The following is a 26,084-nucleotide window of genomic DNA, read 5'->3' on the forward strand; positions in this document are numbered from 1 at the left end:
GGGATGACAGAGACAGACGTCGTCCTTTACCTCTCCGGACACCAGGTGACGCAGCTGCTGAGCATCGACGCGGCCATCGCGTCGCAGCGCGCGGCCTTCACCGCGCTCGACGACGGCACCGCCGACCTGCCCGGCAAGATCATGGAGCCGAGCGGGTTCGACGACAGTGTGGTGCTGGCGTACGTCGCGCGGCTGTCCGCGGACACCGGGGCCGTCGCCAAGTTCGGCAGCGTCAATCCGGGCAACGCGGCGGCCGGGCTGCCGACCGTGCACGCGGTGATCAACGCGCTCGATCCGGTGACCGGCCGCCTGGCCGCCGTCATGGACGGCACGGCGGTGACGACGCTGCGCACGGCCGCGGCCAGCGCGGTGGCCTTCGACGCGCTGGCCACCGCCGACAGCGCGGAGCTGGGCCTGATCGGCTCGGGCACACAGGCGCTGGCCCATGCGCGGGCGGTGGCCCGGGTGCGGGACCTGCGGGCGGTACGCCTCTGGAGTCCGACTCCTTCGCGCCGCGAGCGGGCGGCCGAGCTGCTGGCGGCCGAACTCGGTATCGCCGCCAAGGCCGTCGCCTCGGCCGAGGAGGCCGTGTCCGGGCTGCCCATGGTCGCGGCCTGCACGCTCAGCAGCACACCCGTCGTACGCGGCGAGTGGCTGGCGCCCGGCTGCACGGTGGTGAGCGTGGGGTCCTTCGAGCGGACCCGCAGCGAGGTCGACGCCGAGGTCGTACGGCGGGCCGCGGCCGTGGTCGTCGACGACCCGGACACCGCGGCGGGCCACGCCGGGCCTGTGGTGGACGCGCTGCGTTCCGGCCTGCTCGAAGCCGAGAATCTGATCCCGCTCGGCGGTGTGCTCACGGGCCGGCGCGAGGGACGTACGAGCCCCGACGACATCGTCTACTACAACAGCGTCGGCCTCGGCATCCAGGACGCCGCGGCGGCCTGGGTGGTGATCGACGCCGCCAGGGAGGCCGGCCTGGGGCAGGCGGCTTCTGATGAGGCATGATCCCTTCGTGGACATCACCCCGCTGCGTGCCGAAGGGTTCGCCGCCGACGCCCCGCGACCGGAGGTCAACCGCGTATGACCGAGCTCCACCTGTGGCTGCGCCACGAGACCCGCACGACCGAGCGGCGCACCCCGATCGTGCCGTCCGACGCGCGGCGGCTCGTCGAGAACGGCGTGACAGTGACCGTCGAGCGGTCCCCGCAGCGGATCTTCCCCGTCGAGGCGTACGAGGCGGCCGGGTGCCGTGTCGTCGAGCCGTACTCCTGGACCGTCGCACCGCTCGACGCGGTCGTCGTCGGCCTCAAGGAACTCCCCGAGGAACCGGGCGAGTTGCGGCACCGGCATGTCTTCTTCGGGCACGCGTACAAGGGGCAGCCCGGGGCCGAGGCCCTGCTGCGCCGGTTCGTCGCCGGGGGCGGGGCGCTGTTCGACCTCGAGTACCTGGTGGACGACAACGGCCGCCGGCTCGCCGCCTTCGGCTACTGGGCCGGATATGTGGGCGCCGCCCTCGCCGTACTCCACCACCGGGGCAGGCTGACGGCACCGCTGCGGCCGACGTCGAAAGGGGAACTGGACGCCGAACTCCAACCCCGCCCGGACGACGCCCGGTTCAGCTCGCTCGTGATCGGCGCGCTGGGCCGCTCCGGACGGGGCGCGCAGGTCGCGCTCAGGGAGGCCGGGCTCGACCCCACGTGCTGGGACCTCGCCGAGACCCGTGACCTGGACCGACAGGCCCTGCTGGAGCACGAGTTGATGGTCAACTGCGTGCTCAGCACCGGCCCCGTCACCCCCTTCCTCACCGACAAGGACCTGGCCGAACCGCGCCGCGGCCTGCGCACGGTGTGCGACGTGACCTGCGACGTCGGGTCCCCCTACAACGTCCTTCCGGTCTACGACACGGTCACCGACTGGACGGACCCCGTACGCCGCCTCCACGAACGGCCGGCCCTCGACCTCATCGCCATCGACAACCTGCCGTCCCTGCTGCCCGAGGAGGCGAGCACGGACTTCTCGGCGTTGCTGACACCACAGCTTTCGGAGTTCGGGGTTGCCGGGGCGTGGGGGCGATGCCTGGACCGGTTCCACGAGACGTGCCGTGAACTCGGCCTGGGAGACGGGGAGTCCAACCATGTCTGAGACAGCCAACCGGTCCGACAACGAAGCCGTGGTCCCAGCCTCCGGCACCGTCCACTGGATCGGCGCGGGCCTGTCCACGGGCAGCGGCCTGGCCACGATATGCGACACCGCCGACCGCGTACGCCTGTGGCACCGCACCGAGGAGCGGGCGGCACAGAGCCTCTCGGCGCTCGGCCTCACCGGCCGCGCCGAACCCCGCGCGTACACGCTCTCCGCACTCGCCGCCGAACTGGCACCCGGCGACATCGTGGTCTCCATGCTCCCGGCCCCGGAACACGGCCCGCTGCTGGCCACCTGCGTGGCGCACCAGGCCCACTTCGCCTGCTCGAGTTATGTGTCCGAGGCGGTCCTGGACCAGGTTCCCGCCGCGGTCGCCGCGGGCATCGTCGTCCTCACCGAGTCGGGCTTGGACCCGGGCATCGACCACCTCTTCGCGCACAGCCTCATCGCCCGCGCACGCACGGAGATCAGCGCCGACACGGCCGCCGAGGTCAGCCTCACCTCGTACTGCGGCGGCATCCCCGCCGTCCCCAACGACTTCAAGTACCGCTTCAGTTGGGCCCCCGCAGGCGTCCTGAACGCCCTGCGCTCACCCGCCCGCTACATCGAGTACGGCGAGGAGACGACAGCCGCCCGCCCCTGGGAAGCCACCCGCACCCACCTGGTGGACGCCGAACCCTTCGAGGTCTACCCGAACCGCGACAGCATCCCGTTCGTGGACCAGTACGACCTGCCTCAGGCGTGGAAACCCCAGACCTTCATCCGCGGCACCCTCCGCCTGGCCGGCTGGCTCGACGCCTGGCAACCCGTCTTCGAGGAACTCCGGCGCGGCAACGACGAAAGCATCGCGGCGCTCGCCCAGGAGCTGGCGGCCCGCTACCCGACCACGGACGCCGACCACGACCGCGTCGTCCTGGCCGTCTCCCTCGACGTGCGCGAGGTCTCGGGCCGGACCTGGTCGGGGCGCTACCTGCTGGACATGGAAGGGGACGCGCAGGAGAGCGCGATGGCCCGGTGCGTGTCGCGCACGCTGGCGCTGGGCGTACGCAAGGTCCTCGCCGGAACCCTGCCGCCCGGGCTGAGCCGTGCGGCCGAGACACCGGAGCGCTCCGAGGAATGGCTCGCCGAACTGGGCCGGGACGGGATCGACTTCAGCATGGACAGCACGCGCCACAAGGCTGAGGGCCTGTGAACTCGTAGCCTGCCAGGGGCTTTCGCCCACCTCAGCCTGCGACCGCCTCGTGCGCCAGCCGCCTCAGATCCGCGAACCACGTCGGCCCCGCCGTAGGCCGTACCTGGGTCAGGAACTGCACGGTCAGGTCGTGCTGCGGGTCGACCCAGAAGGTCGTGCCGGCCGCGCCGGACCAGCCGTACAGGCCGGGGCCGGACGGTGACTCCGTACGAGCGGGATCGATCACGACCGAGACGCCGAAGCCGAAGCCGACGCCCGCGTTGCCGGGGAAGTCGTGGACGGGGCTGCCGAAGGTGCGGAGGTCGGCGGGGAGGTGGTTGGACAGCATTGTGGCCACGGTGTGCTGGGACAGGAGCCGGGTGTCGTCCAACTCGCCGCCACGGCACAGGAATTCCATGAAGCGGTGGTAGTCGTGCGCGCTCGCCACCAGGCCGCCGTTGCCGGACAGCAGCCGCGGACGGCTGTGCCCCGGCTGCTCAGGGCTCCGTACGATGCCGCCCTCACCGCCCTCGTGGCCCTCACCGCCCCCGTCACTCTCGGCGTACAGAACGGCCAGCCGGTCGGCACGGTCCTCGGGTACCCAGAACCCTGAGTCCGCCATCCCCAACGGCCCGAAGACCCGCTCGGCGAGGAACGTATCCAGCGGCATCCCGGACACCACCTCCATCACGCGCCCGAGCACCGTGGTCGCGACCGAGTAGTTCCACTGCGTCCCCGGCTCGAACTGGAGCGGCAGGCCCGCGAACAGCTCGCAGGCCTCGGCCAGATCCGCATCCGGCGGCTCCGCCCTCTCCACCCCGGCGGCCCGGTACGCGGCGTCGACGGGATGGACGTGGTAGAAGCCGAACGTCAGCCCGGCGGTGTGGGTCAGCAGGTGCCGGATCCGGATGGGCCCCTCGGCGGGACGGGTCCTGAGGTCCGAGCCGCTTCCCTCGACGTACACCCGGGGCTCGGCGAAGGCCGGCAGATGGCGGGCCACCGGGTCGTCGAGGTCGAGCAGGCCCTCCTCCTGGAGCATCAGCGCCGCGACGGAGGCGATCGGCTTGGTCATCGAGTAGATCCGCCAGATCGTGTCCGTCCCGACCGGCACTCCGGCCTCCCGGTCCCGGAGGCCGTACGAAGTGAGATGTGCGACACAACCGTGACGGGCGACCGAGACGAGGTACCCGGGCAACCGGCCGTCGTCGACGAGGTGGGCGAAGTATTCGTCCAGCCGTCGCAGTGCCGCCGGATCGAGGCCGACCTCGGTCGGCTCCACCTCTTGTCGCAACGTGCTCATCGTCCGCTCCGGTTCGAGGAAGGAGATGCCGTCCCTGTGAAATCTATCGCCACCTGCGGATTCGCGCGGCCGACGACGTTTGCCCGCGCACCGGAGGTGCGACGCGGGCGCGTGTGGCGCGCGCGTGGGCGCGGTGTGCGCCGGGCCGCTGAAGTGCGCCCGAAGACCGGATCCGTGAGGCCCGGGTATACGTCATAGAGGGCGGATGGGTGCCCCATGCATCAAGAGAGCGGTCGGGCCGGACGGGGGGTGGAGGGCGAACGGCTCGGACGATTACACAGCGTGAAGCAACCATTCGACTGTTCGATTCGTATATCTCCGTGGAAGCCCTGCAGACCCGTCAGGCCCCGCGACGCCGGAGCGTCACGATCCGCTTGACTGGGAAGCACCGAGCAAGGAGAACCAATGCGACCGTTCGCGCTCAACTATGCACGTCCGGCCCAGCAGTTGGAGGTCAGCGTTCCGTATGCCTATGACTCCAGACTGCAAATGAACGTCCTGCCCGACGGGCGGCTCGCCGCTCATGACTACGCCGTGTTGCGGGAACTGGGGGCCACGACGTCCACGGCGGGCTCGAAGACCCACTTCGACGACTGAAGACGGACCCGCGACGATGACGGTTCTGATCCTGACGTGCGAACAGGATGTAACCGCGGACATGGTGGTGGCCCGACTGGACGGGACGGGTGTCCCGGTCGTCCGCCTCGATCCCGCGGACCTGCCCGGAGGCGTCGCCCTGTCGGGCGAGTTCGTGCACGGCGCCTTCCGCGGCCATCTGTCCGCCGGCGGCCGGCTGGTGACGATGAGCGGTCTGCGGTCCGTCTGGGTCCGCAGGCCCGGTGTGCCCGCGACCCGGGTCGCCGAGCCGTCCGCCTGGCTCACCGAGGAGTCCGCGCAGGCGCTCTACGGCATGCTGCGTTCCACCGGCGCGCGCTGGATGAACCACCCCGACGCGGCCCGCCGGGCCCGCCACAAGCCCTGGCAGCTTCATCTCGCACAGCGCTGCGGGCTTCCCGTGCCCGCCACACTGATCACCACGTTCCCGCAGGCCGCCCGCGACTTCGCGGACCGCTTCCCGGATCTGGTGGTCAAGCCCGTCTCGGGCGCACACCCGCAGGAGCCGCCGAGGGCGGTTCCGACCAGCAGGGTCGCACCCGAGACGGATTTCTCGGCCGTCGCGTTCGGCCCCACTCTGCTTCAACGGCGCGTGGCCAAGCGCGCCGACATCCGGCTGACCTGCGTCGGCGACCGTCTTTTCGCCGCCCGCAAGGCGGTTGGCCAAGGCGCCGATCCCGAGGAGGTGGACGTCCGGTTCGCCACCTCCACGGAACCATGGCAGCCGGTCGAGACGCCGCCGCGGGTCGCCGCGAGCGTGCACGACTATCTTCGGGAGGCCCAACTCGCGTATGGCGCATTCGACTTCGCCGAGGACGCCGACGGCATCTGGTGGTTTCTCGAGTGCAACCAGGCGGGCCAGTTCGGCTTTGTGGAAATAGAGACGGAGCAGCCGATCGCACGAGCCGTCGCCGACTGGCTCGCGGCCCCGGTCCCGGACACGGCGCCGCTGGGCGGCGACGTGCCCAAGGCGTCGGTCACCTGCGAGTGAGCCGTACGGACAGACCGCGGTTGGTGAACACCGGCTCGGCGTTGTGGCCGTCGACCGTGATGCGGCTGAACCGGCCGCGCAGGACAGGGGCGTCGATGACCGGAATCGTGGTGCCCGGCTCCGGTGGCCGCTGGTCGTCGAGCCGGACGACCAGCGTGCTGTCCCGGTCGAGGAGCACGCGCCTGGTCACCGCCAGGGCCGGTGTGCCGTCGTCGGTGAGTGTCACGTCAAGGGTCGTACCGGACGACTGGGCGTACGCGCCGCGCACCCGGAGCGGCGACGCCGTCCGCAGCGTGCCACCCCGCACCTGCACGTCGCCGCATCCGAGCGCGTCCCGTGAACCGGTCACGAGGACGCCCTCCTCCAGCGTGGTGCCGCCGGTGTAGCGGTTGGCTCCCGCGAGGGTCAGCGTGCCGGTGCCCCGCTTGACCAGTGAGCCGCGCCCGCCGATGTCGTTGCGCCAGGTGTCGGCCGCGGCGAAGCCGCCCTGGGTGGCGTCCATCGTGACGCGCACGTCCGAGTCGAACGCCCCGTATCCGTCGGCGGCGGCGAAGAGGTTCAGCCGGCCCCACCGCTCGAAACCGTCCAGCAGGACGTATCCGGCGGGCAGCGCCGTCGTGCGCAGCACTTCGCGCCGCTGGGCGGCGGAGAGATACGGCAGCCGTGTCTCCAGGAGGACTTCGGCGCCCTTCGGCACGATCATGCGGTCCCGCGCGGGCCGATTGGGCAGGACATACGTCAACTTGTGGGAGACGCCCGCCGAGTTGAGCGCGTGGCTCGCGTACGGATCCTCGTCCAGGTCCGCCGAGTGGGCGTACGCGTAGAGAGTGTCGGCGGTGGTGCCGGTCTGCTCCTGGAAGTACGCGGCGGCCTGGGCGCGGGCCGCCGCCTTGAGGCCGGCGTTCTTCGGGTCGGCGAGGGCCGCGGCCGCGAGTGCCGTGGCGAGGATCCGGCCGCCGATGACGTCGACGGTGGAGTGCATGCCCGAAACGATGCGCGTGTGGGAGACCTCGAAGGCGCGCGTCACCATCTCCTGGAACCGTTCGGGAACCGCGTACGCCATCGCCAGCGCCGCCAGGTGAAGCGCGTTGGTGTGTCCGCTGGGGAAGCCCCCGTCCTCGGCCGGAACCTCGGCCCGCTGCCGCAGCAACTGCGGGACGACCGCCACGTCGGACGCGTAGACCGGGTAGCCCAGCGCGTCCTTCTCGCCGGTGTCCACGACCTCGCTGTCCTTGTTCATCCGCCAGGGACGCGGGTACTGGTACGCGAACTTGCTGGGGTTGCCCGAGGCGAACGGGCCGCGCACGGTGTCGACCAGCTCCGCCACCTTGCCCAGGTCCGAGTCGTGGGAGCCCGCGCCGAGCGCGGAACCCGCGGGTGCGTCGGCCGGGATCGTGTCGTTGATCTTGCCCGCAGGGACGCCGTCCGGCGCGGACGTGATGCCGGTGACCGCCTTCGCGCCCGCCTTGTAGAGGTCGGCGAGGGGGCCCAGTCCGGCGATCACCGCGTAACTCTGGTGCTGGCGGTCATGGATGAAGGCCAGCCGCGCCTCGGCGTCGGTGCGGTGGGTGGTGACGCGCACGCTGTAGCGCATGTTGGCGCGCAGGACGTCGGGCATGAGCGGCATGCCGCTGTCCCAGGCGGATCCCGTCTTCCAGATCTCGGCGAAGCCACCGAGGATGCGAACCGCCGCGTTGGTCTCGGCGGTCTGATTCGCAACAACGTTGGTGGTGTAGGAATCGACAAAGGCGGCAGGGGAGTTGGCACCGGAGGAAGCAGCAGCCGCCGGCCACGCGGCAAGCGCCGGAGCGGCAGCCAGCCCCGCCGAGACGCCCACGGAGTTACGCAAGAACACGCGCCGGTCGATGCCGTGCTGGAAGTGCGAGGTACGGGTGTGCTGCCCGGGCATGGGGGTGCCTCTCTGAGTGGCGTTTCGCCTTGGGTTGGTGGGGCGGGCGTCGGCCTCTGGCGGTGGGGCGGTTCGCCTTGGGCCGGTGGCGGACCCTGGGGCGCGACGAGCCACGACGGGCCCGCGGCCGTCCTACGACCCGGGGCTGGGGTGAGGGCGAAGCCCCCGCCCACCAGGGGCGCGTGGCTGTACCAATCTGCGGCTGCGCCGCGCGGGCGCGACCAGCCACGACGGGCCCGCACTCGTGCTACGACCCGGGGGCTGGGGGCGAAGCCCCCGGCCTTCAGGGGCGCGGGGCTGTGACATGAGCGGCTCCGCCGCGGGGCGCGACCAGCCACAACCGGCTCGCAGCCGAGACACGACCGGGGGCCCAGGGGGCGCAGCCCTTGTTGAACTGCGGCTGCACAGGCGCGAGTTGACACCCCTCGAAGCGTTCAGGAAGCCCCGGGACGGACTTCGAATCGGCGCGGCAGGCGAGTACCGCATTAAGTTCGTTAGGAAGTTAACTAACGAAGTAGGGTGCGTCAAGAGGCACGGAATCCCCATGCCGTACAACCCTTGCGGACAGACCGCCGCGATCCCGCGGAGACCACCGCAGCAGCACCTGGGGAGAGCATGCAACTGAGCGAGAGCGCCCGCGCGGTGTTCGCCGTACTGGCCGCGGCCGGTACCGCCACCCGCCCCCAACTGGCCGCCGGTGCGGGCCTGTCCAAGCCGACCGTTTCCACCGCCGTGGCCGAACTCGAGGCCGCCGAGCTGGCCGCCTGCTCCGGCACGGTTTCCGGCGCCACCGGCCGGTCCGCCGCCGTCTACGGACTCGGGCCGGCCGCCGGAGCCGTACTCGCCGTCGATCTCGGCCCCGCCGTGACCCGGGTGCGCGGCTGTGCCCTGGACGGCGTCCTGCTCGCCGAGGGCACCGGCTCCCGGCCTGAGGCCGCCGATGTCGTACGCCAGGTCCTCAAAGAGCTGCCCACCGGCGCACCCCTGCGAGCCGTGATCGTGGCCGTCGGCGATGTCGTCACGCAGGACCCGGAAGGCACGGGTGCGCGTCCGGCGACCGCCAAGGCCGGGCCCGTCTTCGACGCGATGGCCGTCGCGCTGCCGCCGGGCGTTCCGGTCCACCTCGAGAACAACGTCAACTGCGCCGCGCTCGCCGAGCTGCACGAGGGCGCCGCCCGCGGCCGGCACAGCTTCGGCTACCTGCGGATCGGCGTGGGCATAGGCCTCGGCATCGTCATCGGCGGCCAGGTGCTGCGCGGCGCGAACGGCGCCGCCGGTGAGGTGGCCCGGCTGCCCTACCCGTGGGACGAAGGGCGCGAACCGCGTCGCGAGGCCCTGGAGGCGCACATCGGCGTGGGTTCCCTGCTGCGCCGGGCCGAGGAGGCCTGGCAGGACGCCGACGATCCGTGTCCTCGTAGCGCCGAGCGGCTCTTCGCCCTCTCCGAGGAGGGCCACTCCGCGGCCCGTTCCGTGGTCGCCCGCCATGCCGCCGACGTGGGCCGGCTCGCCGCCGCCGTGGCCGCCGTACTGGACCCCGGACTGATCGTGCTGGGCGGCGCCACCGGCACGGACCCGCAGCTCCTGCCGGGTGTACGGGCCGAACTGGAGCGGCTGAGCTGGCCCACCGAGGTGGTCAGCAGCACGGTCGGCGAGAACGGCACGGTGGCGGGCGCGAGCCGCCTTGCGGTCGCCCGCGGAATCCAAACCGTGACCGGAGGGACGCGGGCGAAGCATTGACGGCTTGCGCATCGGTCTGCCAATGTCCGGACAAGCGCTTTCTGAGTCGGCCGGGACGCCGACTCCGGGTGAGCTTCCCGCCCGTACGCAACTACGGCAGCCGCACGAGGGCGAGCTTGTGCGACGACGGCCCTCATGGCCGGGGATCCCACCCGTCAAGGAGCGACGCGGCCGGGCGAGGCCGCGCCCACGGAAAGCCAACCTTCCTGCAAATGCACCCGTGCCGCCTCGGTCGGCGCCGTGCTCCGTCCCCTATGACGAAAAGGGATCGAAGATGACCAGTGTGGGTGTGCGGCGCTCCCGCCGACTCGGCCGCGGCGGCATACGCCGCCTTGTTCCCCTCGCTGCCGTGGCCACGGCAGGTGCCCTGCTGCTCTCCGCCTGCGGGTCGGAATCCGACTCGGGCGGGACCTCCAAGTCGCTGACGTTCTGGATCTCCACGGTTCCGGGGCAGGACGCGGGCTGGAAGAAGATGGTGGCGCAGTACAAGAAGGAAGCCGGCGTCAGCATCAAACTCGTCAACATCCCCTACGAGGGGTACACGGCGAAGCTGCGCAACTCCGCGCAGGCGAACTCTCTGCCCGACGTGGCGGCCGTGCCGGCGCTGGACCCGATCTGGTCGAACAAGCTGATCGACCTCAGCTCCATCGCCAACAAGAAGAGCAACAACATCAACGCCAACTTCCTCGCCAAGGACTCGTCCGGGAAGGTGCTGTCCATCCCCTCGGACGTCACCGCGTCCGGCATGTTCATCAACAAGACGCTCTTCGAGAAGGCCGGCGTCTCCTTCCCGACCTCGCCCCAGAAGACCTGGACCTGGACCGAGTTCATCAAGGCGGCGGACGAGGTCCGGGAGAAGACCAAGGCCAAGTACTCCCTGACGTTCGACCAGTCGCCGTCCCGGCTGCGCGCCATGGTGTACGAGCTCGGAGGGAAGTACGTCCACGCGGACTCCTCCGGCAAGTTCTCGGTGGACGACGCGACCAGGAAGGCCGTGAAGCGCTTCGTCGAGATGAACGACGACAAGACCATGCCGAAGTCGGTGTGGACCAGCGGCGCCGACCCGTCGGCCATGTTCCAGAGCGGTGACGTGGTCGCCTACTGGTCCGGCGTGTGGCAGGTTGCCGCCTATGCGGAGAGCATCAAGAAGTTCGAGTGGGCGAGCGTCCCGACTCCCGCCGAGCCGGTGCAGGCAAGCGACGTCAACAGCGGCGGCATGATGGTCGGCTTCAACAACAACAGCGACGCGGCCACCGCTGCGAACAAGTTCATTTCCTGGCTGTACGAGCCGGACCATTACCGCGAGCTGTGTGAGGCGTCCGGGTTCCTGCCCGTCGAGAGCGGTCTGAACCCGGAGTACCCCTTCAAGTCCGAGGCGGCGCAGGCGGCGTTCAAGCTCTACAACGAGTCGATCCCGCTCTACGACCCGATCTCCGGCTACTTCAACACCGCCCAGACGAACTGGGCGCTGAAGGGCAAGAGCATCGCCGAGGACCCGACCAAGACGGAGCTCGGCAAGACGATCAACGGCCAGCAGTCGGTCGACAAGGCCCTGGACAACATCGTGGCCGGCTACAACCAGCAGGTCGGCGGCTGAGCACAGGCCGGTGGGCGCGGGCGGCGGGGTCCAGACACCGCCGCCCGGGCCTCTGGCGCACGCGCGATGCCGGGCTCATCGCGTGAGCCCACAGGAATCCATTCCACCAGCACGGAGTCAGGAAGATGACAAAACGCGCCTCGGACGTGTCCGCGAGCCCGCCCAGGAGACGCAGCAGCTACACCCTTGCGCCGCTCGTCCTCATCGCGGCCAATGTCGTGCTCTTCGCGCTGTTCTTCGTCTGGCCGGCGGTGATCGGGCTCGTCTACTCCTTCACGAACTACACGGGCGTGGGGGTGTTCCAGTTCACCGGACTGGACAACTACCAGAACCTGCTCGGGGACTCCACGTTCTACGACGTGCTGACCCGGACGCTGCTGTACACCGTCCTCTTCGTCCCGCTGAACTTCGCGCTCTCGCTGCTCGCCGCCAATCTGGTGGTGAACAAGCACGCCAAGGGCTCGACGGTCGCCCGCGTCATCTTCTTCATTCCGTGGCTGCTGTCGCCCATCGTCGTGGGCGTCCTGTGGCGGTGGCTGTTCGGTGAGAACTTCGGACTGGTCAACTACGTCATCGAGAAGCTCGGCGGAGGGGCCGTTCCGTGGCAGTCGAACGCGGACCTGTCGCTGCTGGTGGTGGTGATGGCGGCATCCTGGATGTGGACGGGTTTCACGATGCTGCTGTTCATCGCGGCGATCAAGAACGTACCGGTGTCGTACTACGAGGCGGCCTCGCTCGACGGCGCCGGTCCATGGCGCCAGTTCATCAGCATCACGCTGCCGAGCATCGCGCCCACCTCGTTCATCGTCATCCTGCTCAACACGATCAACGCGATGAAGGAATACCCGGTGTTCGTCGCCCTCAACAACGGCGGACCCGGAACGTCGAACAACCTGCTTGTCCAGTACATCTATGAGACCGGCTTCAAACGGGGCCAGATCGGCTACGCGAGCGCCGCGTCATTCGTGCTCATGCTCATCCTGATGGCCGTCGCGATCATCCAGCTGATCGTCAACCGGCGGGTGGAGAACCGATGACAACCACAGACACGCCGCGCAAGGTCGACGCCGATTCCGTACGGACCGTCGCTAAGAAGCGGCCCCGCAGCGCGCGCAGCGGTGGGCTTCGGCGCGCGGTGCCCGCGACGATACTGCTGTGGGTCTTGGCGGCCATCTACGGGTTTCCGGTGCTGTGGTTCGTCCTCAGCTCCTTCAAGCCGGCGGGAGACTTGTTCTCCTCGCTGACGCTGTTTCCGGACGACCCCACCCTGTCGGGCTACAAGGCAGCGTGGGACGGCGCCAACTTCTCCCAGTACTTCATCAACACGACCATCGTGTGTGTGATCGCGACGATCCTCACGGTGGGAGTCAGCTGCTGCACGGGGTACGCGCTGGCCAAGTACGACAACAAGTGGCTCAAGGTCTTCTTCGTCTGCATCCTGGCCACCACGATGCTGCCGGGCGAGGTCATGCTCGCCCCGGAGTTCCTGGTGGTCCGCGACCTCGGCCTCTACAACTCGTTCGCCGGCATCATCCTCCCGGCCGTGCTCACCGCGACCGGATGCTTCATGTTCCGCCAGTTCTTCCTGACGGTTCCCGACGAACTCGTGGAAGCCGCACGTATCGACGGCGCGCATGAGCTGTCGATCTTCCTGAGGATCATGGTGCCGGTCTCCCGGCCCATCATGCTGACCCTCGCCATCCTGTCGTTCCAGTGGCGGTGGAACGACTACATCTGGCCGCTTCTGATGCTCAACGACCCCGACAAGTTCACCGTGCAGATCGGCATCCAGAGCATCGTCGGCGCGCAGAACATCAACTGGTCGGTGCTGCTCGGCGCATCGGTCATCTCCATGATCCCGCTGATCGTCGTCTTCCTGGTGTTCCAGCGTTACGTCATGAACGCCGACATCAATGCCGGACTGAAGGACTGACCTTGCACACCCCGCTCGACCACGAGTTCGTCCGCGCGGCGGCCCGCGCCGCCCTCGACCAGACCAGTGGTTCGTCCTACGGGCCGATGTTCGCCATGTCGACACTCGCCCTTGTGCCCACGCTCATCTGCTTCCTCATCTTCCAGAAGAGGCTGGTAGAGGGCCTGGCCACCTCCGGTATGAAGGGCTGAGCAGTTTGTATCTCCCGCATCAGCGCGGCCAGTTGCACGACCTGGCCGACGATCCGGCCGCGTACGACGGTGTGCTGGCCGATGTGACTGAGCAGGCGCTGAGCCGTCTCACCGAGGACGGCAGTCTGGAACACCCGGCCACCACCGACGACATCGGTGACACCTCGCTCGGCATCACCTCCCTGCTCGCACTGGCCTGGCACCGCACCAAGGACCGCCGCCTGCCGGACGCGGTCCGACGCAGCCTCGCCTTCCACCTGCGCGCACGCGTCTACACCGAGGACAACCCCGGCTACCCGAACCTGACGGTTCGTAAGTCCGGTCTGCCGTACGCCCGTTATGTACTGGCCCCCGGCGCGCACCCCATCGGGGACTGGCCGAGCACCGTGTGGGCGCTGCTCCAGGCGGTCAACGTGCTCGACGCGGCGGACGGACTGGTCGACGACGACCAGTACCGCGAACTCCTCGACGTGGCAGGCGGTTACTGGCACTGGCTGACCGAGGCCACGGTGTTCAACCCGCAGGACGCCGCCAACCAGGCCATCGGCTGCGTGGTCGGCGGGCTGATGCTCGCCCGTCATCTCCCTTCGGACGAAGGCGAGTTGGTACGACGGCGCGCGATGAACCTGTACCTGGGAGAGATCCGAGCCCGTCGCATACGGGACCGGGGCGCCCCGCTGCCTCCCGAGCACGGTGGCGCGTACGACAACAACTACGGGCCGATCTCGCTGTCCTTCCTCGCCCAGGCCCACCGGATCAGCGGTGAGGAAGTCTTCGCCGAGGACGGCGACGCGCTCGCCCGCTATATCGACGCGCGGCTGGCCGGAAGCGGCTTCGACATCGGCGGGCCGCGCTACAGCGAGCAGCACTCCGCTTTCGAATCCGTCCTGGGACTGCGGTACTTCAGCCGTCGCATCGGCGCCGACATCGGCCGCTACGCCGGTGACACCCGCTGGGGCCGGCACGCGGTCGGGGCGGACGGAGGCGTGGACGGGCATTTCGCGTTCATGCTGGTGTGGCAGATCCAGGACACCACGCGCTGGCACCGCACCCCGCGCACGGAACCCGCCTGCCACCAACTGCGTGCGGGTGCGGTCACGGTGTCGTTCGACGACCGGATGACGCCCACCGTGATCGAGGCGGGCGGCTCGGTGCTGGTGGCCGGCGCCGTCGAGCGGCAGCACGGGTTCGGGCCGGTGACGGACGGCTTCCTGCTGTGCCGTCCGATGGGCGCGGTACGCGTCCGGGACCACCGCTTCGGGGACCTCGCGGCCAAGCTCGTGAGCAAGCCCGTCGTCGGGCGGGACCATGTGCTGCGCCATCTCCAGTCGCTGTACGTCACGGACGGAACCCGGCTGTGGATGACGGTCGTCGTCGAACGGCTGGGCGGGAAACGGTACTTGCTCGCCGGGATGCCGTACGTCGTCGCGGAGGGCGACCGGTTCCGCAGGACCGGCGAGCTGCCGCCCGTCGCGGCCGCGGGTGACCTCCGGCTGACGCACCCGCCGGCCGACAGCCCGGACAGCTTCGACGCCCGGCACGAAGTCACCCAGCAACAGGTGGCCTTCGAGCTCGCCCTCGACCCCCGCGGCTACGGCAACCCCGACGAGGGCTGGAGCCATGTACGGACGACCACCGCCCTCGAAGCGGGCCCCGCACCCGGCGCACCGGAGGGCCTGGACGTCTTCGCGGTGCGCTACGGACCGGAGGCGACGGAGCCCTTGAGCGTGGAATGCGAGCGCTCGCCGGAAGGCCTGACGGTGCGTACCGAGGCCTTCACGGCGGTGCTCGGTGAGCCCGACGCGCACGGCGAACCGGAACTGACGCTGGTTCGCGGTGCGCGTCGCTGACCTGGGCCTGGGCCTGGGCCTCGCCTGAGGCGAGGCTCAGGCGGTCACTTTTTCGCGGCCGGTCGTCCCCTGTTCGGCCCGCTCGCCGAGCCGCTCCGTCGGGACCTTGTGCGTCTCGCGTGCGGTGAGTGCGGCGATCACCGGCGGGACGCACAGCGCGGCGGTGAAGAGGGCCACGGCCGACCAGTTGTCGCCGTCCGGGCCCGCGATCTGCGCGGCGAAGGTGACGGCGAACCCGGCGATCGCGAAGCCGATCTGGGTGCCGATCGCCATGCCCGACAGACGGACGCGGGTGGAGAACATCTCGCCGTAGAAGGAGGGCCAGACGCCGTTCGCCGCGCTGTAGACGACACCGAAGGCGACGATGCCGAGGACCAGGACCAACGGGTACGAGCCCGTGGAGATGGCCCACAGGTAGGCGAACATCGTCACGGCGCTGCCGGCGGCGCCGAGCAGGAAGACCGGACGGCGGCCGATGCGGTCGGAGAGGGTGGCCCACAGCGGGATCGCGGCGAGGGCGACCAGGTTGGCCAGCGCGCCCACCCACAACATGGATGTGCGGTCCATGCCGACCGAGTCGCTGGTCGCGTACGACAGCGCCCACACGGTGAAGATCGTGCTCACCGAGGCGACGAGCGCGGCCGCGACCACCCGCAGCACATCCGCCCAGTGCTCACGCAGCAGCACGGCCAGAGGCATCTTCGGTACGCCTTCGGTGGCGGCCTGCTGGGTGAAGGTCGGGGTCTCGTGGAGCGTGCGGCGGATGACGTAGCCGACGACGGCGACCGCGAAGCTCAGCCAGAACGGGATGCGCCAGCCCCAGGCCAGCAGCTGGTCCTCGGGGAGCGCGGCGACCGGGATGAACACCAGGGTGGCGAGGAGCTGTCCGCCCTGGGTGCCGCTGAGCGTGAAGCTGGTGAAGAATCCGCGGCGGCTCGGCGGCGCGTGTTCCAGCGACATGGAGTTTGCGCTGGCCTGCTCGCCCGCGGCCGAGATGCCCTGCAGGATGCGGCACAGGACGAGCAGGACCGGGGCCAGCGTGCCGACCTGCTCCCGCGTGGGCAGACAGCCGATGAGGAACGTCGACAGGCCCATCAGCATCAGCGTGAAGACCATGATCTTCTTACGGCCCAGCTTGTCGCCGAAATGACCGAGGAACAGCGCGCCGATCGGGCGGGCCGCGTACGCGACACCGAACGTGGCCAGCGACAGCAGGGTCGCGGTGGCCGGGTCCGACTCGTCGAAGAAGACCTCCGGGAAGATCAGCGCGGCGGCGCTGCCGTAGATGAAGAAGTCGTAGTACTCCAGGGCACTGCCGATCCAGGCGGCCGTGGCGGCCTTCTTCGGCTGGCCCGGTGGTGCCTCGAGCGGTGCGGCGGGGACGGACACGGCGTGCTCCTTCGAGGGAACTCCAACGGAGGGGAGTGAGCGGAGGGGAGAGCGGTGGGGAGAGGTGCCGGGGCCCTTGGGGACGGGTCGGCGGCGCCGGGTGCTGTCCGGCTAATTAACCCACTGGATAGTTAGTAGCGGTTGGCTAGGGATGTTGCGCCCACGTTTCCCGGGTGTCAAGGGGTCGCGCCGGAGGATCCTTCCCGCTTCGCCCGGCGCGCTCAGTCCGTCGCGCGGTCCGCGGTCAGATAGGCGATGACCATGTCGCCGAGCATCGTCCGGTAGTGCTCCCGCTGGTCGGCGGCGACCAGGTCGCGGCCGAAGAGCGCGCCGAAGGTGTGCCGGTTGGCCACCCGGAAGAAGCAGAACGAGCTGATCATCGCGTGCAGGTCGACCGCGTCGACATCGGCTGTGAACAGGCCGGACTCGCGCCCCGAGGCCAGGATGCGGCCGATCACGTCGAGGGCGGGCGAGCCGATCTTGCCCAGTTCGGCGGAGGCGGCGATGTGCTCCGCCTCGTGGATGTTCTCGATGCTGACCAGGCGGATGAAGTCGGGGTGTGCCTCGTGGTGGTCGAAGGTGAGCTCGGCCAGCCGCCGGATGGCCGCGACCGGGTCGAGGTGCTCGACGTCCAACTGCTGTTCGGTCTCCCGGATCACGCTGTACGCCCGCTCCAGTACGGCCGTGAACAGCTGCTCCTTGCCGCCGAAGTAGTAGTAGATCATCCGCTTCGTGGTGCGGGTCCGGGCGGCGATCTCGTCCACCCGGGCCCCGGTGAACCCGGCCCGGGCGAACTCGTGGGTCGCCACGTCGAGGATTTCGGCCCTGGTGCGGGCGGCGTCGCGGATGCGGCCCCCGGGTCGCGCCGGCTCTTCGACAGTGGTCATCGGATTCCTTCGGGAGACGTTCAGGCCCGTGGTTTCGGGAGGGTCCAGTGCCCGCGATTGTAGAAGCAGACGCCCGGTCGATGAGTGGGGCAGCCAGTTCTGTGCGGGCAGTTCCGCGCGGGCAGCTCCCTGCCGGCGCCCCCTTCCCATCGAGCCCTCGCCTTGGTATGACTAACGAACCAGTTCGTACATTAGCCAGGAGGTCGCCGTGGCCCAGGACTCGTATCTCGTCGGTCTGATCGGCTCCGGCATCGGCCCGTCGCTCAGCCCGGCGCTGCACGAGCGGGAGGCGGACCGACAGGGCCTGCGCTACCTCTACCGGCTGATCGACATCGACGCCCTCGGCGTCACTCCGGATGCCGTGGGCGACCTGGTGCGCGCCGCCCGTGACCTGGGCTTCGACGGGCTGAACATCACGCACCCCTGCAAGCGGCTCGTCATCGAGCATCTGGACGCGCTCGACCCGCAGGCCGAGGCGCTCGGCGCGGTCAACACCGTCGTCTTCGAGGACGGCCGTGCGATCGGCCACAACACGGACGTCACCGGGTTCGCGGCCTCGTTCGCACGCGGCCTGCCCGAAGCTCCGCTGGAGCGGGTGGTTCAGCTCGGTGCGGGGGGTGCGGGTGCGGCTGTCGCGCACGCCACGCTCACGCTCGGCGCCGAGCGGGTCACCGTCGTGGACGCGCTGCCCGAGCGGGCGGTTGCGCTGGCCGCTGGGCTGAACCGGCGCTTCGGGGCGGGCCGCGCCGCCGCCGCGGCCCCGGACCAGCTGGCCGCGCTGCTGGCCGGAGCCGACGGAATCGTGCACGCCACGCCCACGGGTATGGCAGCCCACCCCGGACTGCCGTTTCCGGCCGGGCTGCTGCGTCCCGGACTGTGGGTGGCCGAGGTCGTCTACCGGCCGCTGGAGACCGAGCTGTTGCGCACCGCTCGTGCGGTTGGCTGCGCCGCTTTGGACGGTGGCGGGATGGCCGTCTTTCAGGCTGCCGACGCGTTCCGGCTCATCACCGGGCGGGAGCCGGAGGTTGCGCGGATGCTGGCGGACATCGCCGAGTTGGCCGGTGCCGTGAGTGTCCGTGACTAAGCGCCGTGAGGGTTGCGCCGTGCGTCGGCTGTGTGTCCGTCGTGGCTGGTCGCGCCCACGCGGCGGAGCCGCGTATGTCACAGCCCCGCGCCCTTGAAGGGGCGCCCCTGCACCGGCGCGGCAAGAGCACCGCCAGGACTGCTAAGCCTCGAAGGAGTACCACCATGCGTACATCCATCGCCACCGTCTCCCTCAGTGGCTCCCTCACCGAGAAGCTCACTGCCGCCTCGCGGGCCGGGTTCGACGGGGTTGAGATCTTCGAGAACGACCTGCTCGCCAGTCCCCTCACTCCCGAAGAGATCCGTGACCGGTGCGCCGACCTCGGGCTGAGCATCGACCTCTACCAACCGATGCGCGATATCGAGGCCGTGCCGTCGGACGAGTTCGCGCGCAACCTGCGGCGGGCCGAGCGTAAGTTCCAGCTGATGCGGCGGCTTGGGGCCGACACCGTGCTGGTGTGCTCCAGTGTGTCGCCGCTCGCTGTGGACGACGATGTGCTCGCCGCCCGGCAGTTGCGTCAACTTGCCGAACTAGCCCAGGAGTTCGGCGTGCGTGTCGCGTACGAGGCGCTGGCGTGGGGGCGGCATGTGAGTACGTACGACCACGCATGGCGCATCGTCGAGCGGGCCGATCACCCGGCGCTCGGTACCTGTCTGGACAGCTTTCACATCCTCGCCCGCGGGTCCGATCCCAAGGGCATCCAGGACCTCCCGGGCGAGAAGATCTTCTTCCTCCAGCTCGCCGACGCTCCGTTGCTTGCGATGGACGTCCTGCAGTGGAGCCGCCACCACCGCTGCTTTCCCGGTCAGGGCGGCTTCGACGTCGCCGGGCTGCTGCGGCATGTGCTGCGCACCGGTTACGACGGTCCGCTCTCCCTGGAGGTCTTCAACGATGTGTTCCGGCAGGCCGAGGCCGGTCCGACCGCGGTGGACGCCCACCGCTCCCTCCTCGTCCTGCAGGAGAGCGTCGGAGCGGCGTCTCTGCCCGCGCCCGTGGTCCCCACCAGCATCGCCTTCGCCGAACTGGTCACGCCGGATGCACAGCCCCTCGCGGCGCTGCTCGGCGCGCTCGGTTTCGCCCGCACCGCACGGCACCGCGGCAAACCCGTCGACCTGTGGCAGCAGGGCGAGGCCCGCATCCTGGTCAACACCGGACCAGCCGGCCTCCCCCACTCTCGGCTGCGCTCGAGCGGGGGGACCCCCATCGACGGCACGGGGCTCGCCGCGCTTGGCCTGGAGTCCCCCGACCCGGCGGGCGCGGCCCTGCGCGCCGAGGCCCTGCTGGCACCGGTACTGCCGCGCCGCCGCGCACCGGAGGACGTTCCCCTCGACGCGGTCGCCGCCCCCGACGGCACGGAGCTGTTCTTCTGTGCCACGGACCGGCCCGAACTCCCCAACTGGCTCACTGACTTCGAGGACCTCGAGCACAGCCGGGAAGCCTCGAACGTGCAGCGCATCGACCACCTTGCCCTCACCCAGCCCTGGCACCACTTCGACGAGGCGGCCCTCTTCCACCGCAGTGTCCTCGGGCTGCAGGCGCAGCAGAGCGTGGACGTCGCCGACCCGTACGGTCTGCTGCGCAGCCGCGCCGTCACCAACGCCGACGGCAGCGTCCGGATCGCCCTCACCGTGGGCGCGGCCCCGACGGACGACACGGTCCACGCCCAGCACATCGCGCTGGCCACGGACGACGTGGTCGCCGCGGCCCGCCGCTTCCGCGAGGCCGGCGGCCACCTGCTGCCGATCCCCGGGAACTACTACGACGACCTCGCGGCCCGGTTCGACCTCACCGAGGAAGAGCTGGCGACGTACCGCGAGCTGGGCATCCTCTACGACCGGGACGAGCATGGCGTCTTCCGGCACTGCTACACCCACACCGTCGGCCGCGTCTTCCTCGAGCTCGTCCAGCGCGATACCGGCTATCGGGGGTACGGCGCCCAGAACGCGCCCGTACGGCTGGCGGCGCAGCATGCAGCGGGTGGAGTCACTGGCGGCTGACCGTCCGCGTCACGCCCGCGACGACTGTCGTTGCCAGGATCCAGCCGGTGAGGACGAGTACGTACGACAGGTACTGGTAGGGGCCCTTCGGGGCGAACGCGCCCTCCTGGCCGAACGAGATCACCGGGAGCAGCAGGTCGAGGGTGTAGAAGACCGCGTTGAAGGGCGGCGCCTCGTCCGGCTTCAGCGCCGGCGGATGGTGCAGGGCGTAGGAGACCGAACCGACCGCCATCAGCGAGAGGAGCCAGACCGCGGCACGCAGCGGACGGAACCCGTAGCCCACGGTCGCGTCCTGGACCCGACCCCACAGGCGGCCGTACCAGGGAAGCGTGCGCCGGTGGCGGCGCTGCTTGGCCAGCTGAACGACGCGGGCCGCGTCGTCGTCGCCGATACGGCGGTAGGCGGCGGTCAACTGCTCGTAGGCGTGCGGGACATAGCGGTCGTCGTCGCGTTCCAGCATGGGCAGGCGGCGCTCGGCGGGCTCGTGGGGCGTGAGGGTCGTATAGCCGAGACCGTCGAGACGGACCGTGTCCGGCAGCTTCTCCGGTTCCACGAACAGGACCTCCACCTGGGCCCGGCGCAGGTTGAGGCCGCCGCCCAGCGGTTCGCCCCTGCGCAGCCACAGTTCACCCACGGTGCAGCTGCTGGCCCGCAGCGCCATGTCGCCGGGGTTCGACAGACGCGCGTACGACAGGTCGAGGCGGCCGGCCACGCGGGCGCCCCGCAGCCCGATCCAGCCCTCGACATCCACCTGCCGCAGCAGGAGGTCGCCCTCCACGCCGAGCGTCACGGCGTCCAGGGCCACCTGGCCGGGGCGGCAGAGGCGGGCGTCGGTGAGATTGACCGAGCCGTTGACGGTGGCGCCGTTGAGCCGTATCTCCCCGTGCGCCTTCAGCCCGGGGGCATGGACGTCGTCGCCGACGGTCGCCTGGTTGAGCTGCAGCACCGGTTCCGCGGCGTCCGGCGCGCTGAACTCGGCGCTCTCCATGTACAGGCTCCCCGCGATCTGCGCCCCGCCGAGCCGCACGGGTCCCCGGAACCGGGAGCGGGTCATCCGCAGCACGCCCTCGACCTGCACGGCGTGGGAGGTGAGCCCGGGCAGAACCGACTCACTGAGGTTCAGCTCGCGGAGCCGGCAGGCGTAGAAGCGCGGAACCTCGTCGAAGTAGCAGTGCCGCAGCCGGGTGGGGTGGTCGACCGTGGCGTACTGGAGGTCGAGCATCCCGGAAACACGAGCGCCCGCGAGGTTGAGCGAGGCTATCTCGCCGTCCTCCTGAGGACCGTTGAGAAGAAGCGTCCGCAACACGGCCGCCCGTACGGTCCGTTCCGCTCCCCAGCCGGCCCCGGCCGCCGCGTCCTCGTCCGTTTCGGTGCGGAAGTCCACGGACTCCCCGCGGGAGAACGCCCGCCACACCCGCTCCTCGGCCGGCGTCAGATCGTTGATCTCCATCAGCGGGGACTCTGACGCGGGCCGAGGCAGGTGTCAACTCACCGGTTACGCCCTGGTGTTCCACTCCGCGACAACAGGCCACCCGTGCTCCGTCGACAACCGGCTCAGCGTGCCCGTCTCCAGGCGGAACAGCCGCCCGTCCGACGGCGGCAACCCCAGTCGGCGTGCCGTCAGCACCCGCAGGAAGTGGCCATGCGCCACAAGGAGCACGTCACCCTCGGGGAGCACCGAAGCGACGCGGGACAGGACTCGGTCGGCGCGCTCGCCCACCTGCCCGGGGGATTCCCCCGGCTGCCCGTCCGCGCCGGGCGGCACTCCGTCGGTCCACAGGTCCCAGTCGGGGCGGGTGCGGTGGATCTCGGCAGTGGTGACGCCCTCGTAGCCGCCGTAGTCCCACTCGTGCAGGTCCGGGTCCACCGCGGCCCCGGACAGGCCCGCGAGTTCGGCGGTGCGCACGGCGCGGCCGAGCGGGCTGGTCAGGGCGAGCGCGAAGGACCGGCCCGTCAGGAGCGGAGCCAGCAACTTCGCCTGTTCCTCGCCCTGTCGGGTCAGGGGCAGATCGGTCCGGCTGGTGTGCTGTCCGCTCCGGCTCCACTCCGTCTCGCCATGGCGGACCAGCAGCAGATCGCCCACGGCTGCTACGCCTTCTTCGCTGACTCGGCCGACTCGACGGAGTGGCCGCCGAACTGGTTGCGCAGCGCCGCGATCATCTTCATCTGCGGCGAGTCGTCCTGCCGGGAGGCGAAGCGAGCGAAGAGCGACGCGGTGATCGCCGGCAGCGGCACCGCGTTGTCGATGGCCGCCTCGACGGTCCAGCGGCCCTCACCCGAGTCTTCCGCATAGCCGCGCAGCTTCTTCAAGTACTCGTCCTCGTCGAGCGCGTCGACCGCCAGGTCGAGCAGCCAGGACCGGATGACGGTCCCCTGCTGCCAGGAGCGGAACACCTCGCGTACGTCCGTGACGGAGTCTGCCGCCTGCAGCAGCTCCCAGCCCTCGGCGTAGGCCTGCATCATGGCGTACTCGATGCCGTTGTGGACCATTTTCGAGAAGTGCCCGGCGCCCACCTTGCCCGCGTGGACGTAGCCGTACGGGCCTTCCGGCTTGAGTGCCTCGAAGACCGGCTGGAGCCGGTCCACGTGCTCCTTGTCGCCGCCGACCATGAGGGCGTAGCCGTTCTGCAGGCCCCACACACCGCCGGAGACACCCGCGTCGACGAAGCCGATGCCCTTCGCCCCGAGCTCCTCGGCGTGCTTCTCGTCGTCCGTCCAGCGGGAGTTCCCGCCGTCGACGACCGTGTCGCCTGCCTCCAGCAGATCACCGAGCTCGTCGACGACCGACTGGGTCGGGCCGCCCGCCGGAACCATCACCCAGACCACGCGCGGGCCTTCGAGCCGGCCGACCAGTTCGGTCAGGCTGCCGACGTCGGAGAGCTCGGGATTGCGGTCGTAGCCGATGACGGTGTGCCCGGCCCGGCGGATGCGCTCGCGCATGTTCCCGCCCATCTTGCCGAGACCGATGAGGCCAAGCTGCATCGCTGTCATTCCCTCTCACTTCTTCCTGAGCGTGCGGTAGCCGGTGATCATGGACGGTGCGTCAGACACGGCCGCTCCCCGCCTTGTCGGCACCGCGCAGGGCGACCGCGTACATCTCGTCCGCGTCGAGGCGGCGCAGTTCCTCGGCGATCAGCTCGGAGGTGGGGCGGACCTTCAGCGCGAGGGTGCGCGAGGGCTGCCCGGGCAGGGAGAGGGTGGCCAGCGGGCCCTCGGGGCGGTCGATGCGGACCTCGCCGTTCACGGTGTCGAGCTGTACGCCCGTGACGACCGGGCCGGGGGTGACCACCCGTTCGACCCGCACCCGCAGCCGGGCCTCCAGCCAGCGGGCCAGCAGCTCGGCACTCGGGTTCTCGGCCTCGCTCTCGACGGCGGCCGAGATCACTTCCGCACGGGCCTGGTCCAAGGCCGCGGCCAGCATCGAGCGCCACGGCGTCAGCCGGGTCCAGGCGAGGTCGGTGTCGCCGGGCGCGTACGAGGCGACGCGCTGCTCCAGGGCGATGAGCGGGGCCTCGACGGCGTACATGTCCGTGATCCGGCGCTGGGCCAGAGCCCCCAGCGGATCCTTCGCGGGCACCTCCGGGGCGCCCACCGGCCACCACACGACGACGGGCGCGTCCGCCAGCAGCAGCGGGAGGACCACCGAGTCGGCGTGGTCGCCGGCCTCTCCGTACAGCCGGAGCACGACCGTCTCACCGGTGCCCGCGTCCGCGCCGACCCGAACTTCGGCGTCGAGGCGGGACTTCGTGCGGTCGCGGGGCGTGCGGGAGACGCGCCTGATGACGACCAGGGTGCGCGAGGGGTGCTCGTGCGAGGCCTCCTCGGCCGCCTTGATCGAGTCGTACGCGTTCTCCTCGTCCGTCACGATGACCATCGTCAGGACCATGCCCACGGCGGGGGTGCCGATGGCGCGGCGGCCCTCCACAAGGGCCTTGTTGATCTTGCTTGCCGTGGTGTCGGTCAGGTCGATCTTCATGGCCTGCGCCAGCTCCGTCCGTTTCGCGTCCTGGATCTCCATTGTCGTTCAGCGACATGGCGACCGCGTGGGATCAACCACGCGCGGCGGCCGGGGATTCCCGGGCGGAGATGGTGCGCGAACACGGAAAGGGGCGGGCCGTTCGGCCCGCCCCTTGTGGGGGGTTTCCGGAGAGGCGTTGGTGCTAGCCGGCTGACTGGAGTACCTGGACGTAGTCGACCACCATCGGGTGGCCGGGCTCGGTGGCGGCGTCGGGGCCGCCGCCGTGGGCGTTCGGGAAGGCGCCGCCCATCGCGACGTTCAGGATGATGAAGAAGCCGTGGTCCGTGGCGTTGGTCCAGGTCGTCGCGTCGACCTGGTTCTCGCGCACCGTATGGAAGTTGTCGCCGTCGACGTAGAAGCGGATCTCCTCGACGTCGGTCGACCTGTCCCACTCCATGGCGTACGTGTGGAAGCCGGCCGTGCAGGCCGTGCCGGGACACGGGGTGGAGCTGCCGATGCCGGAGTTCTCGTTGCAGGGGCCGCCCGGGGCCGTGCCGCAGTGCATCGTGGCGAACACCGTGTTCTGACCCTGGGTGTGCTCCATGATGTCCAGCTCACCGACGGCCGGCCAGTTCTGGTAGTTGCCGCGGTACGGCTCGCCCAGCATCCAGAAGGCGGGCCAGTAACCCCTGGCCGCGGCGCCGGTGACGTTCGGCACCTGGAGCCGGCCCTCGACACGCAGCTTGCCGCCGGCGGGCGGCTCGAAGTCGGTGCGGTTGGTCTCGATGCGACCGGAGGTCCAGTTGCCGGAGGCGTCGCGGCGTGGCGTGATCCGGAGGTTGCCGTTGCCGTCGAGTGCGACGTTGTCCGTGCTGTCGGTCATCGTCTCGATCTCGCCGGTGCCCCAGTTGGCGGGGCCGCCGGGGTAGCCGGTGCCCGTGGCGTACTGCCAGTTCTCGCGGTTGACTCCGGAGCCCGCGGCGCCGTTGAAGTCGTCGGTGAACACTTCCGTCCAGCCCGACGGGGGCGGGGGCGGAGACGCGTTCGCGGGCAAGGTGATCGCCGCGGTGCCCGCGGCCAGGCCCAGCGTGCTCAGTACGGCGATGAGCACATGCTTCAGGGGTTTGCGCCTGCTATGGGTTCCACTCATGGATGCCTCGTTCACGGTGTGTGGGGGGTGCGGGTGGGGGTCCATTGAGAGCGCTCTCAATGAAGCCGCGCCGGACAATGTGCTCTCTGTCACCTCAGTCGTCAAGAGGTAAAGCAGAGAAAGTGCTTGCGGGGGAGCGGAGTTCACACTCTGAACGAAGGGGAACAGCGGGCGCCCGGACGG

At 70.2% G+C, this 26,084-nt stretch carries 21 protein-coding genes and 1 pseudogene; 13 read left to right on the forward strand and 9 right to left on the reverse strand.

Annotated elements, in window-relative coordinates; translation table 11 throughout:
* Positions 1 to 3 precede the first annotated feature (3 nt).
* The 3 genes from ACGFNK_RS21105 to ACGFNK_RS21115 all read left to right on the forward strand — a co-directional run bounded on the left by ACGFNK_RS21105 (position 4) and on the right by ACGFNK_RS21115 (position 3,334).
* A complete protein-coding gene (locus ACGFNK_RS21105) occupies positions 4 to 1,005 on the forward strand; it encodes an ornithine cyclodeaminase family protein (protein ID WP_393417973.1) in 1,002 nt (333 codons plus the stop codon).
* A gap of 75 nt (positions 1,006 to 1,080) precedes the next feature.
* Positions 1,081 to 2,142 (forward strand): saccharopine dehydrogenase, encoded by a 1,062-nt coding sequence (locus tag ACGFNK_RS21110; RefSeq protein WP_393417975.1) that lies wholly within the window; start codon positions 1,081 to 1,083, stop codon positions 2,140 to 2,142.
* Positions 2,135 to 3,334, forward strand: coding sequence for a saccharopine dehydrogenase family protein (locus tag ACGFNK_RS21115; RefSeq protein WP_393417977.1), 1,200 nt, complete (start codon positions 2,135 to 2,137; stop codon positions 3,332 to 3,334). Before ACGFNK_RS21110 ends, ACGFNK_RS21115 begins: the two co-directional genes overlap by 8 nt.
* A gap of 31 nt (positions 3,335 to 3,365) precedes the next feature.
* Here the strand turns inward: ACGFNK_RS21115 and ACGFNK_RS21120 are convergent, their stop codons facing one another.
* The gene (locus ACGFNK_RS21120) at positions 3,366 to 4,613 is read right to left on the reverse strand and encodes a serine hydrolase domain-containing protein (protein ID WP_393417979.1); all 1,248 of its coding nucleotides are present in this window, start codon (positions 4,611 to 4,613) and stop codon (positions 3,366 to 3,368) included.
* A 405-nt stretch (positions 4,614 to 5,018) separates the two neighbouring features.
* Here ACGFNK_RS21120 and tgmA point away from each other — a divergent pair, with 405 nt between their 5' ends.
* Positions 5,019 to 5,210: a putative ATP-grasp-modified RiPP gene (gene tgmA / locus ACGFNK_RS21125; RefSeq protein WP_386341652.1), complete on the forward strand. Its 192-nt coding sequence runs from the start codon at positions 5,019 to 5,021 to the stop codon at positions 5,208 to 5,210.
* Between the two features lie 16 nt (positions 5,211 to 5,226).
* Positions 5,227 to 6,219 carry an ATP-grasp ribosomal peptide maturase gene (tgmB, locus tag ACGFNK_RS21130; RefSeq protein ID WP_393417981.1) on the forward strand — a complete coding sequence of 331 codons (993 nt, stop codon included), beginning with the start codon at positions 5,227 to 5,229 and terminating at the stop codon, positions 6,217 to 6,219.
* Here tgmB and ACGFNK_RS21135 read toward each other — a convergent pair.
* Positions 6,206 to 8,128, reverse strand: coding sequence for a phosphatase PAP2 family protein (locus ACGFNK_RS21135; RefSeq protein WP_393417983.1), 1,923 nt, complete (start codon positions 8,126 to 8,128; stop codon positions 6,206 to 6,208). The two genes, tgmB and ACGFNK_RS21135, sit on opposite strands and share 14 nt — an antisense overlap.
* Before the next feature lie 615 nt (positions 8,129 to 8,743).
* Here ACGFNK_RS21135 and ACGFNK_RS21140 point away from each other — a divergent pair.
* The 6 genes from ACGFNK_RS21140 to ACGFNK_RS21165 all read left to right on the forward strand — a co-directional run bounded on the left by ACGFNK_RS21140 (position 8,744) and on the right by ACGFNK_RS21165 (position 15,436).
* Entirely contained in the window at positions 8,744 to 9,865 is a 1,122-nt protein-coding gene (locus tag ACGFNK_RS21140; protein ID WP_393417985.1) for an ROK family protein, read from the forward strand.
* Positions 9,866 to 10,139: 274 nt separating this feature from the next.
* Positions 10,140 to 11,462 (forward strand): ABC transporter substrate-binding protein, encoded by a 1,323-nt coding sequence (locus tag ACGFNK_RS21145; RefSeq protein WP_386341660.1) that lies wholly within the window; start codon positions 10,140 to 10,142, stop codon positions 11,460 to 11,462.
* 125 nt (positions 11,463 to 11,587) lie between these two features.
* Positions 11,588 to 12,499, forward strand: a complete 912-nt coding sequence (locus ACGFNK_RS21150) for a carbohydrate ABC transporter permease (protein WP_386341662.1) — start codon at positions 11,588 to 11,590, stop codon at positions 12,497 to 12,499.
* A complete protein-coding gene (locus ACGFNK_RS21155; protein ID WP_393417988.1) occupies positions 12,496 to 13,395 on the forward strand; it encodes a carbohydrate ABC transporter permease in 900 nt (299 codons plus the stop codon). The genes ACGFNK_RS21150 and ACGFNK_RS21155 overlap by 4 nt, the downstream gene beginning before the upstream one ends.
* Positions 13,396 to 13,397: 2 nt before the next feature.
* Positions 13,398 to 13,586, forward strand: a complete 189-nt coding sequence (locus tag ACGFNK_RS21160; RefSeq protein ID WP_386341666.1) for a hypothetical protein — start codon at positions 13,398 to 13,400, stop codon at positions 13,584 to 13,586.
* 5 nt (positions 13,587 to 13,591) lie between these two features.
* Positions 13,592 to 15,436 carry a hypothetical protein gene (locus ACGFNK_RS21165; protein ID WP_393417990.1) on the forward strand — a complete coding sequence of 615 codons (1,845 nt, stop codon included), beginning with the start codon at positions 13,592 to 13,594 and terminating at the stop codon, positions 15,434 to 15,436.
* A gap of 36 nt (positions 15,437 to 15,472) precedes the next feature.
* On the opposite strand, the gene ACGFNK_RS21170 is transcribed toward ACGFNK_RS21165, so the two are convergent.
* Both ACGFNK_RS21170 and ACGFNK_RS21175 read right to left on the reverse strand, forming a co-directional pair.
* The gene (locus ACGFNK_RS21170) at positions 15,473 to 16,825 is read right to left on the reverse strand and encodes an MFS transporter (protein ID WP_393417992.1); all 1,353 of its coding nucleotides are present in this window, start codon (positions 16,823 to 16,825) and stop codon (positions 15,473 to 15,475) included.
* A 221-nt stretch (positions 16,826 to 17,046) separates the two neighbouring features.
* On the reverse strand, positions 17,047 to 17,712 hold the full coding sequence (locus ACGFNK_RS21175; RefSeq protein WP_386341672.1) for a TetR family transcriptional regulator: 666 nt from the start codon (positions 17,710 to 17,712) through the stop codon (positions 17,047 to 17,049).
* A gap of 208 nt (positions 17,713 to 17,920) precedes the next feature.
* Between ACGFNK_RS21175 and ACGFNK_RS21180 the strand changes: the two genes are divergently transcribed.
* Positions 17,921 to 18,796: a shikimate dehydrogenase gene (locus tag ACGFNK_RS21180; RefSeq protein WP_393417994.1), complete on the forward strand. Its 876-nt coding sequence runs from the start codon at positions 17,921 to 17,923 to the stop codon at positions 18,794 to 18,796.
* 164 nt (positions 18,797 to 18,960) lie between these two features.
* Positions 18,961 to 20,793, forward strand: a complete 1,833-nt coding sequence (locus tag ACGFNK_RS21185) for a bifunctional sugar phosphate isomerase/epimerase/4-hydroxyphenylpyruvate dioxygenase family protein (RefSeq protein WP_393417996.1) — start codon at positions 18,961 to 18,963, stop codon at positions 20,791 to 20,793.
* Here ACGFNK_RS21185 and ACGFNK_RS21190 read toward each other — a convergent pair.
* The 5 genes and pseudogenes from ACGFNK_RS21190 to ACGFNK_RS21210 all read right to left on the reverse strand — a co-directional run.
* A complete protein-coding gene (locus ACGFNK_RS21190; protein WP_393417998.1) occupies positions 20,780 to 22,243 on the reverse strand; it encodes a membrane-associated oxidoreductase in 1,464 nt (487 codons plus the stop codon). The two genes, ACGFNK_RS21185 and ACGFNK_RS21190, sit on opposite strands and share 14 nt — an antisense overlap.
* Before the next feature lie 45 nt (positions 22,244 to 22,288).
* On the reverse strand, positions 22,289 to 22,876 hold the full coding sequence (locus ACGFNK_RS21195; RefSeq protein WP_393418000.1) for a histidine phosphatase family protein: 588 nt from the start codon (positions 22,874 to 22,876) through the stop codon (positions 22,289 to 22,291).
* A 5-nt stretch (positions 22,877 to 22,881) separates the two neighbouring features.
* The gene (gene gnd, locus ACGFNK_RS21200; protein ID WP_393418254.1) at positions 22,882 to 23,775 is read right to left on the reverse strand and encodes a phosphogluconate dehydrogenase (NAD(+)-dependent, decarboxylating); all 894 of its coding nucleotides are present in this window, start codon (positions 23,773 to 23,775) and stop codon (positions 22,882 to 22,884) included.
* Between the two features lie 61 nt (positions 23,776 to 23,836).
* Positions 23,837 to 24,769 carry a glucose-6-phosphate dehydrogenase assembly protein OpcA gene (gene opcA / locus ACGFNK_RS21205; RefSeq protein WP_393418256.1) on the reverse strand — a complete coding sequence of 311 codons (933 nt, stop codon included), beginning with the start codon at positions 24,767 to 24,769 and terminating at the stop codon, positions 23,837 to 23,839.
* Positions 24,770 to 24,956: 187 nt separating this feature from the next.
* Positions 24,957 to 25,901, reverse strand: a pseudogene (locus tag ACGFNK_RS21210) (glycoside hydrolase family 16 protein); the annotation flags it as partial.
* Positions 25,902 to 26,084 lie beyond the last annotated feature (183 nt).

Origin of the sequence: Streptomyces sp. NPDC048825 (assembly GCF_043198355.1) — a bacterium.
GTDB lineage: Bacteria > Actinomycetota > Actinomycetes > Streptomycetales > Streptomycetaceae > Streptomyces > Streptomyces xiangluensis.

Coding starts and splice junctions, on each gene's coding strand:
- ACGFNK_RS21105 (WP_393417973.1), top strand. CDS start 4: ATGACAGAGACAGACGTCGTCCTTTACCTCTCCGGACACCAGGTGACG.
- ACGFNK_RS21110 (WP_393417975.1), top strand. CDS start 1,081: ATGACCGAGCTCCACCTGTGGCTGCGCCACGAGACCCGCACGACCGAG.
- ACGFNK_RS21115 (WP_393417977.1), top strand. CDS start 2,135: ATGTCTGAGACAGCCAACCGGTCCGACAACGAAGCCGTGGTCCCAGCC.
- ACGFNK_RS21120 (WP_393417979.1), bottom strand. CDS start 4,613: ATGAGCACGTTGCGACAAGAGGTGGAGCCGACCGAGGTCGGCCTCGAT.
- tgmA (WP_386341652.1), top strand. CDS start 5,019: ATGCGACCGTTCGCGCTCAACTATGCACGTCCGGCCCAGCAGTTGGAG.
- tgmB (WP_393417981.1), top strand. CDS start 5,227: ATGACGGTTCTGATCCTGACGTGCGAACAGGATGTAACCGCGGACATG.
- ACGFNK_RS21135 (WP_393417983.1), bottom strand. CDS start 8,128: ATGCCCGGGCAGCACACCCGTACCTCGCACTTCCAGCACGGCATCGAC.
- ACGFNK_RS21140 (WP_393417985.1), top strand. CDS start 8,744: ATGCAACTGAGCGAGAGCGCCCGCGCGGTGTTCGCCGTACTGGCCGCG.
- ACGFNK_RS21145 (WP_386341660.1), top strand. CDS start 10,140: ATGACCAGTGTGGGTGTGCGGCGCTCCCGCCGACTCGGCCGCGGCGGC.
- ACGFNK_RS21150 (WP_386341662.1), top strand. CDS start 11,588: ATGACAAAACGCGCCTCGGACGTGTCCGCGAGCCCGCCCAGGAGACGC.
- ACGFNK_RS21155 (WP_393417988.1), top strand. CDS start 12,496: ATGACAACCACAGACACGCCGCGCAAGGTCGACGCCGATTCCGTACGG.
- ACGFNK_RS21175 (WP_386341672.1), bottom strand. CDS start 17,712: ATGACCACTGTCGAAGAGCCGGCGCGACCCGGGGGCCGCATCCGCGAC.
- ACGFNK_RS21185 (WP_393417996.1), top strand. CDS start 18,961: ATGCGTACATCCATCGCCACCGTCTCCCTCAGTGGCTCCCTCACCGAG.
- ACGFNK_RS21190 (WP_393417998.1), bottom strand. CDS start 22,243: ATGGAGATCAACGATCTGACGCCGGCCGAGGAGCGGGTGTGGCGGGCG.
- gnd (WP_393418254.1), bottom strand. CDS start 23,775: ATGCAGCTTGGCCTCATCGGTCTCGGCAAGATGGGCGGGAACATGCGC.
- opcA (WP_393418256.1), bottom strand. CDS start 24,769: ATGAAGATCGACCTGACCGACACCACGGCAAGCAAGATCAACAAGGCC.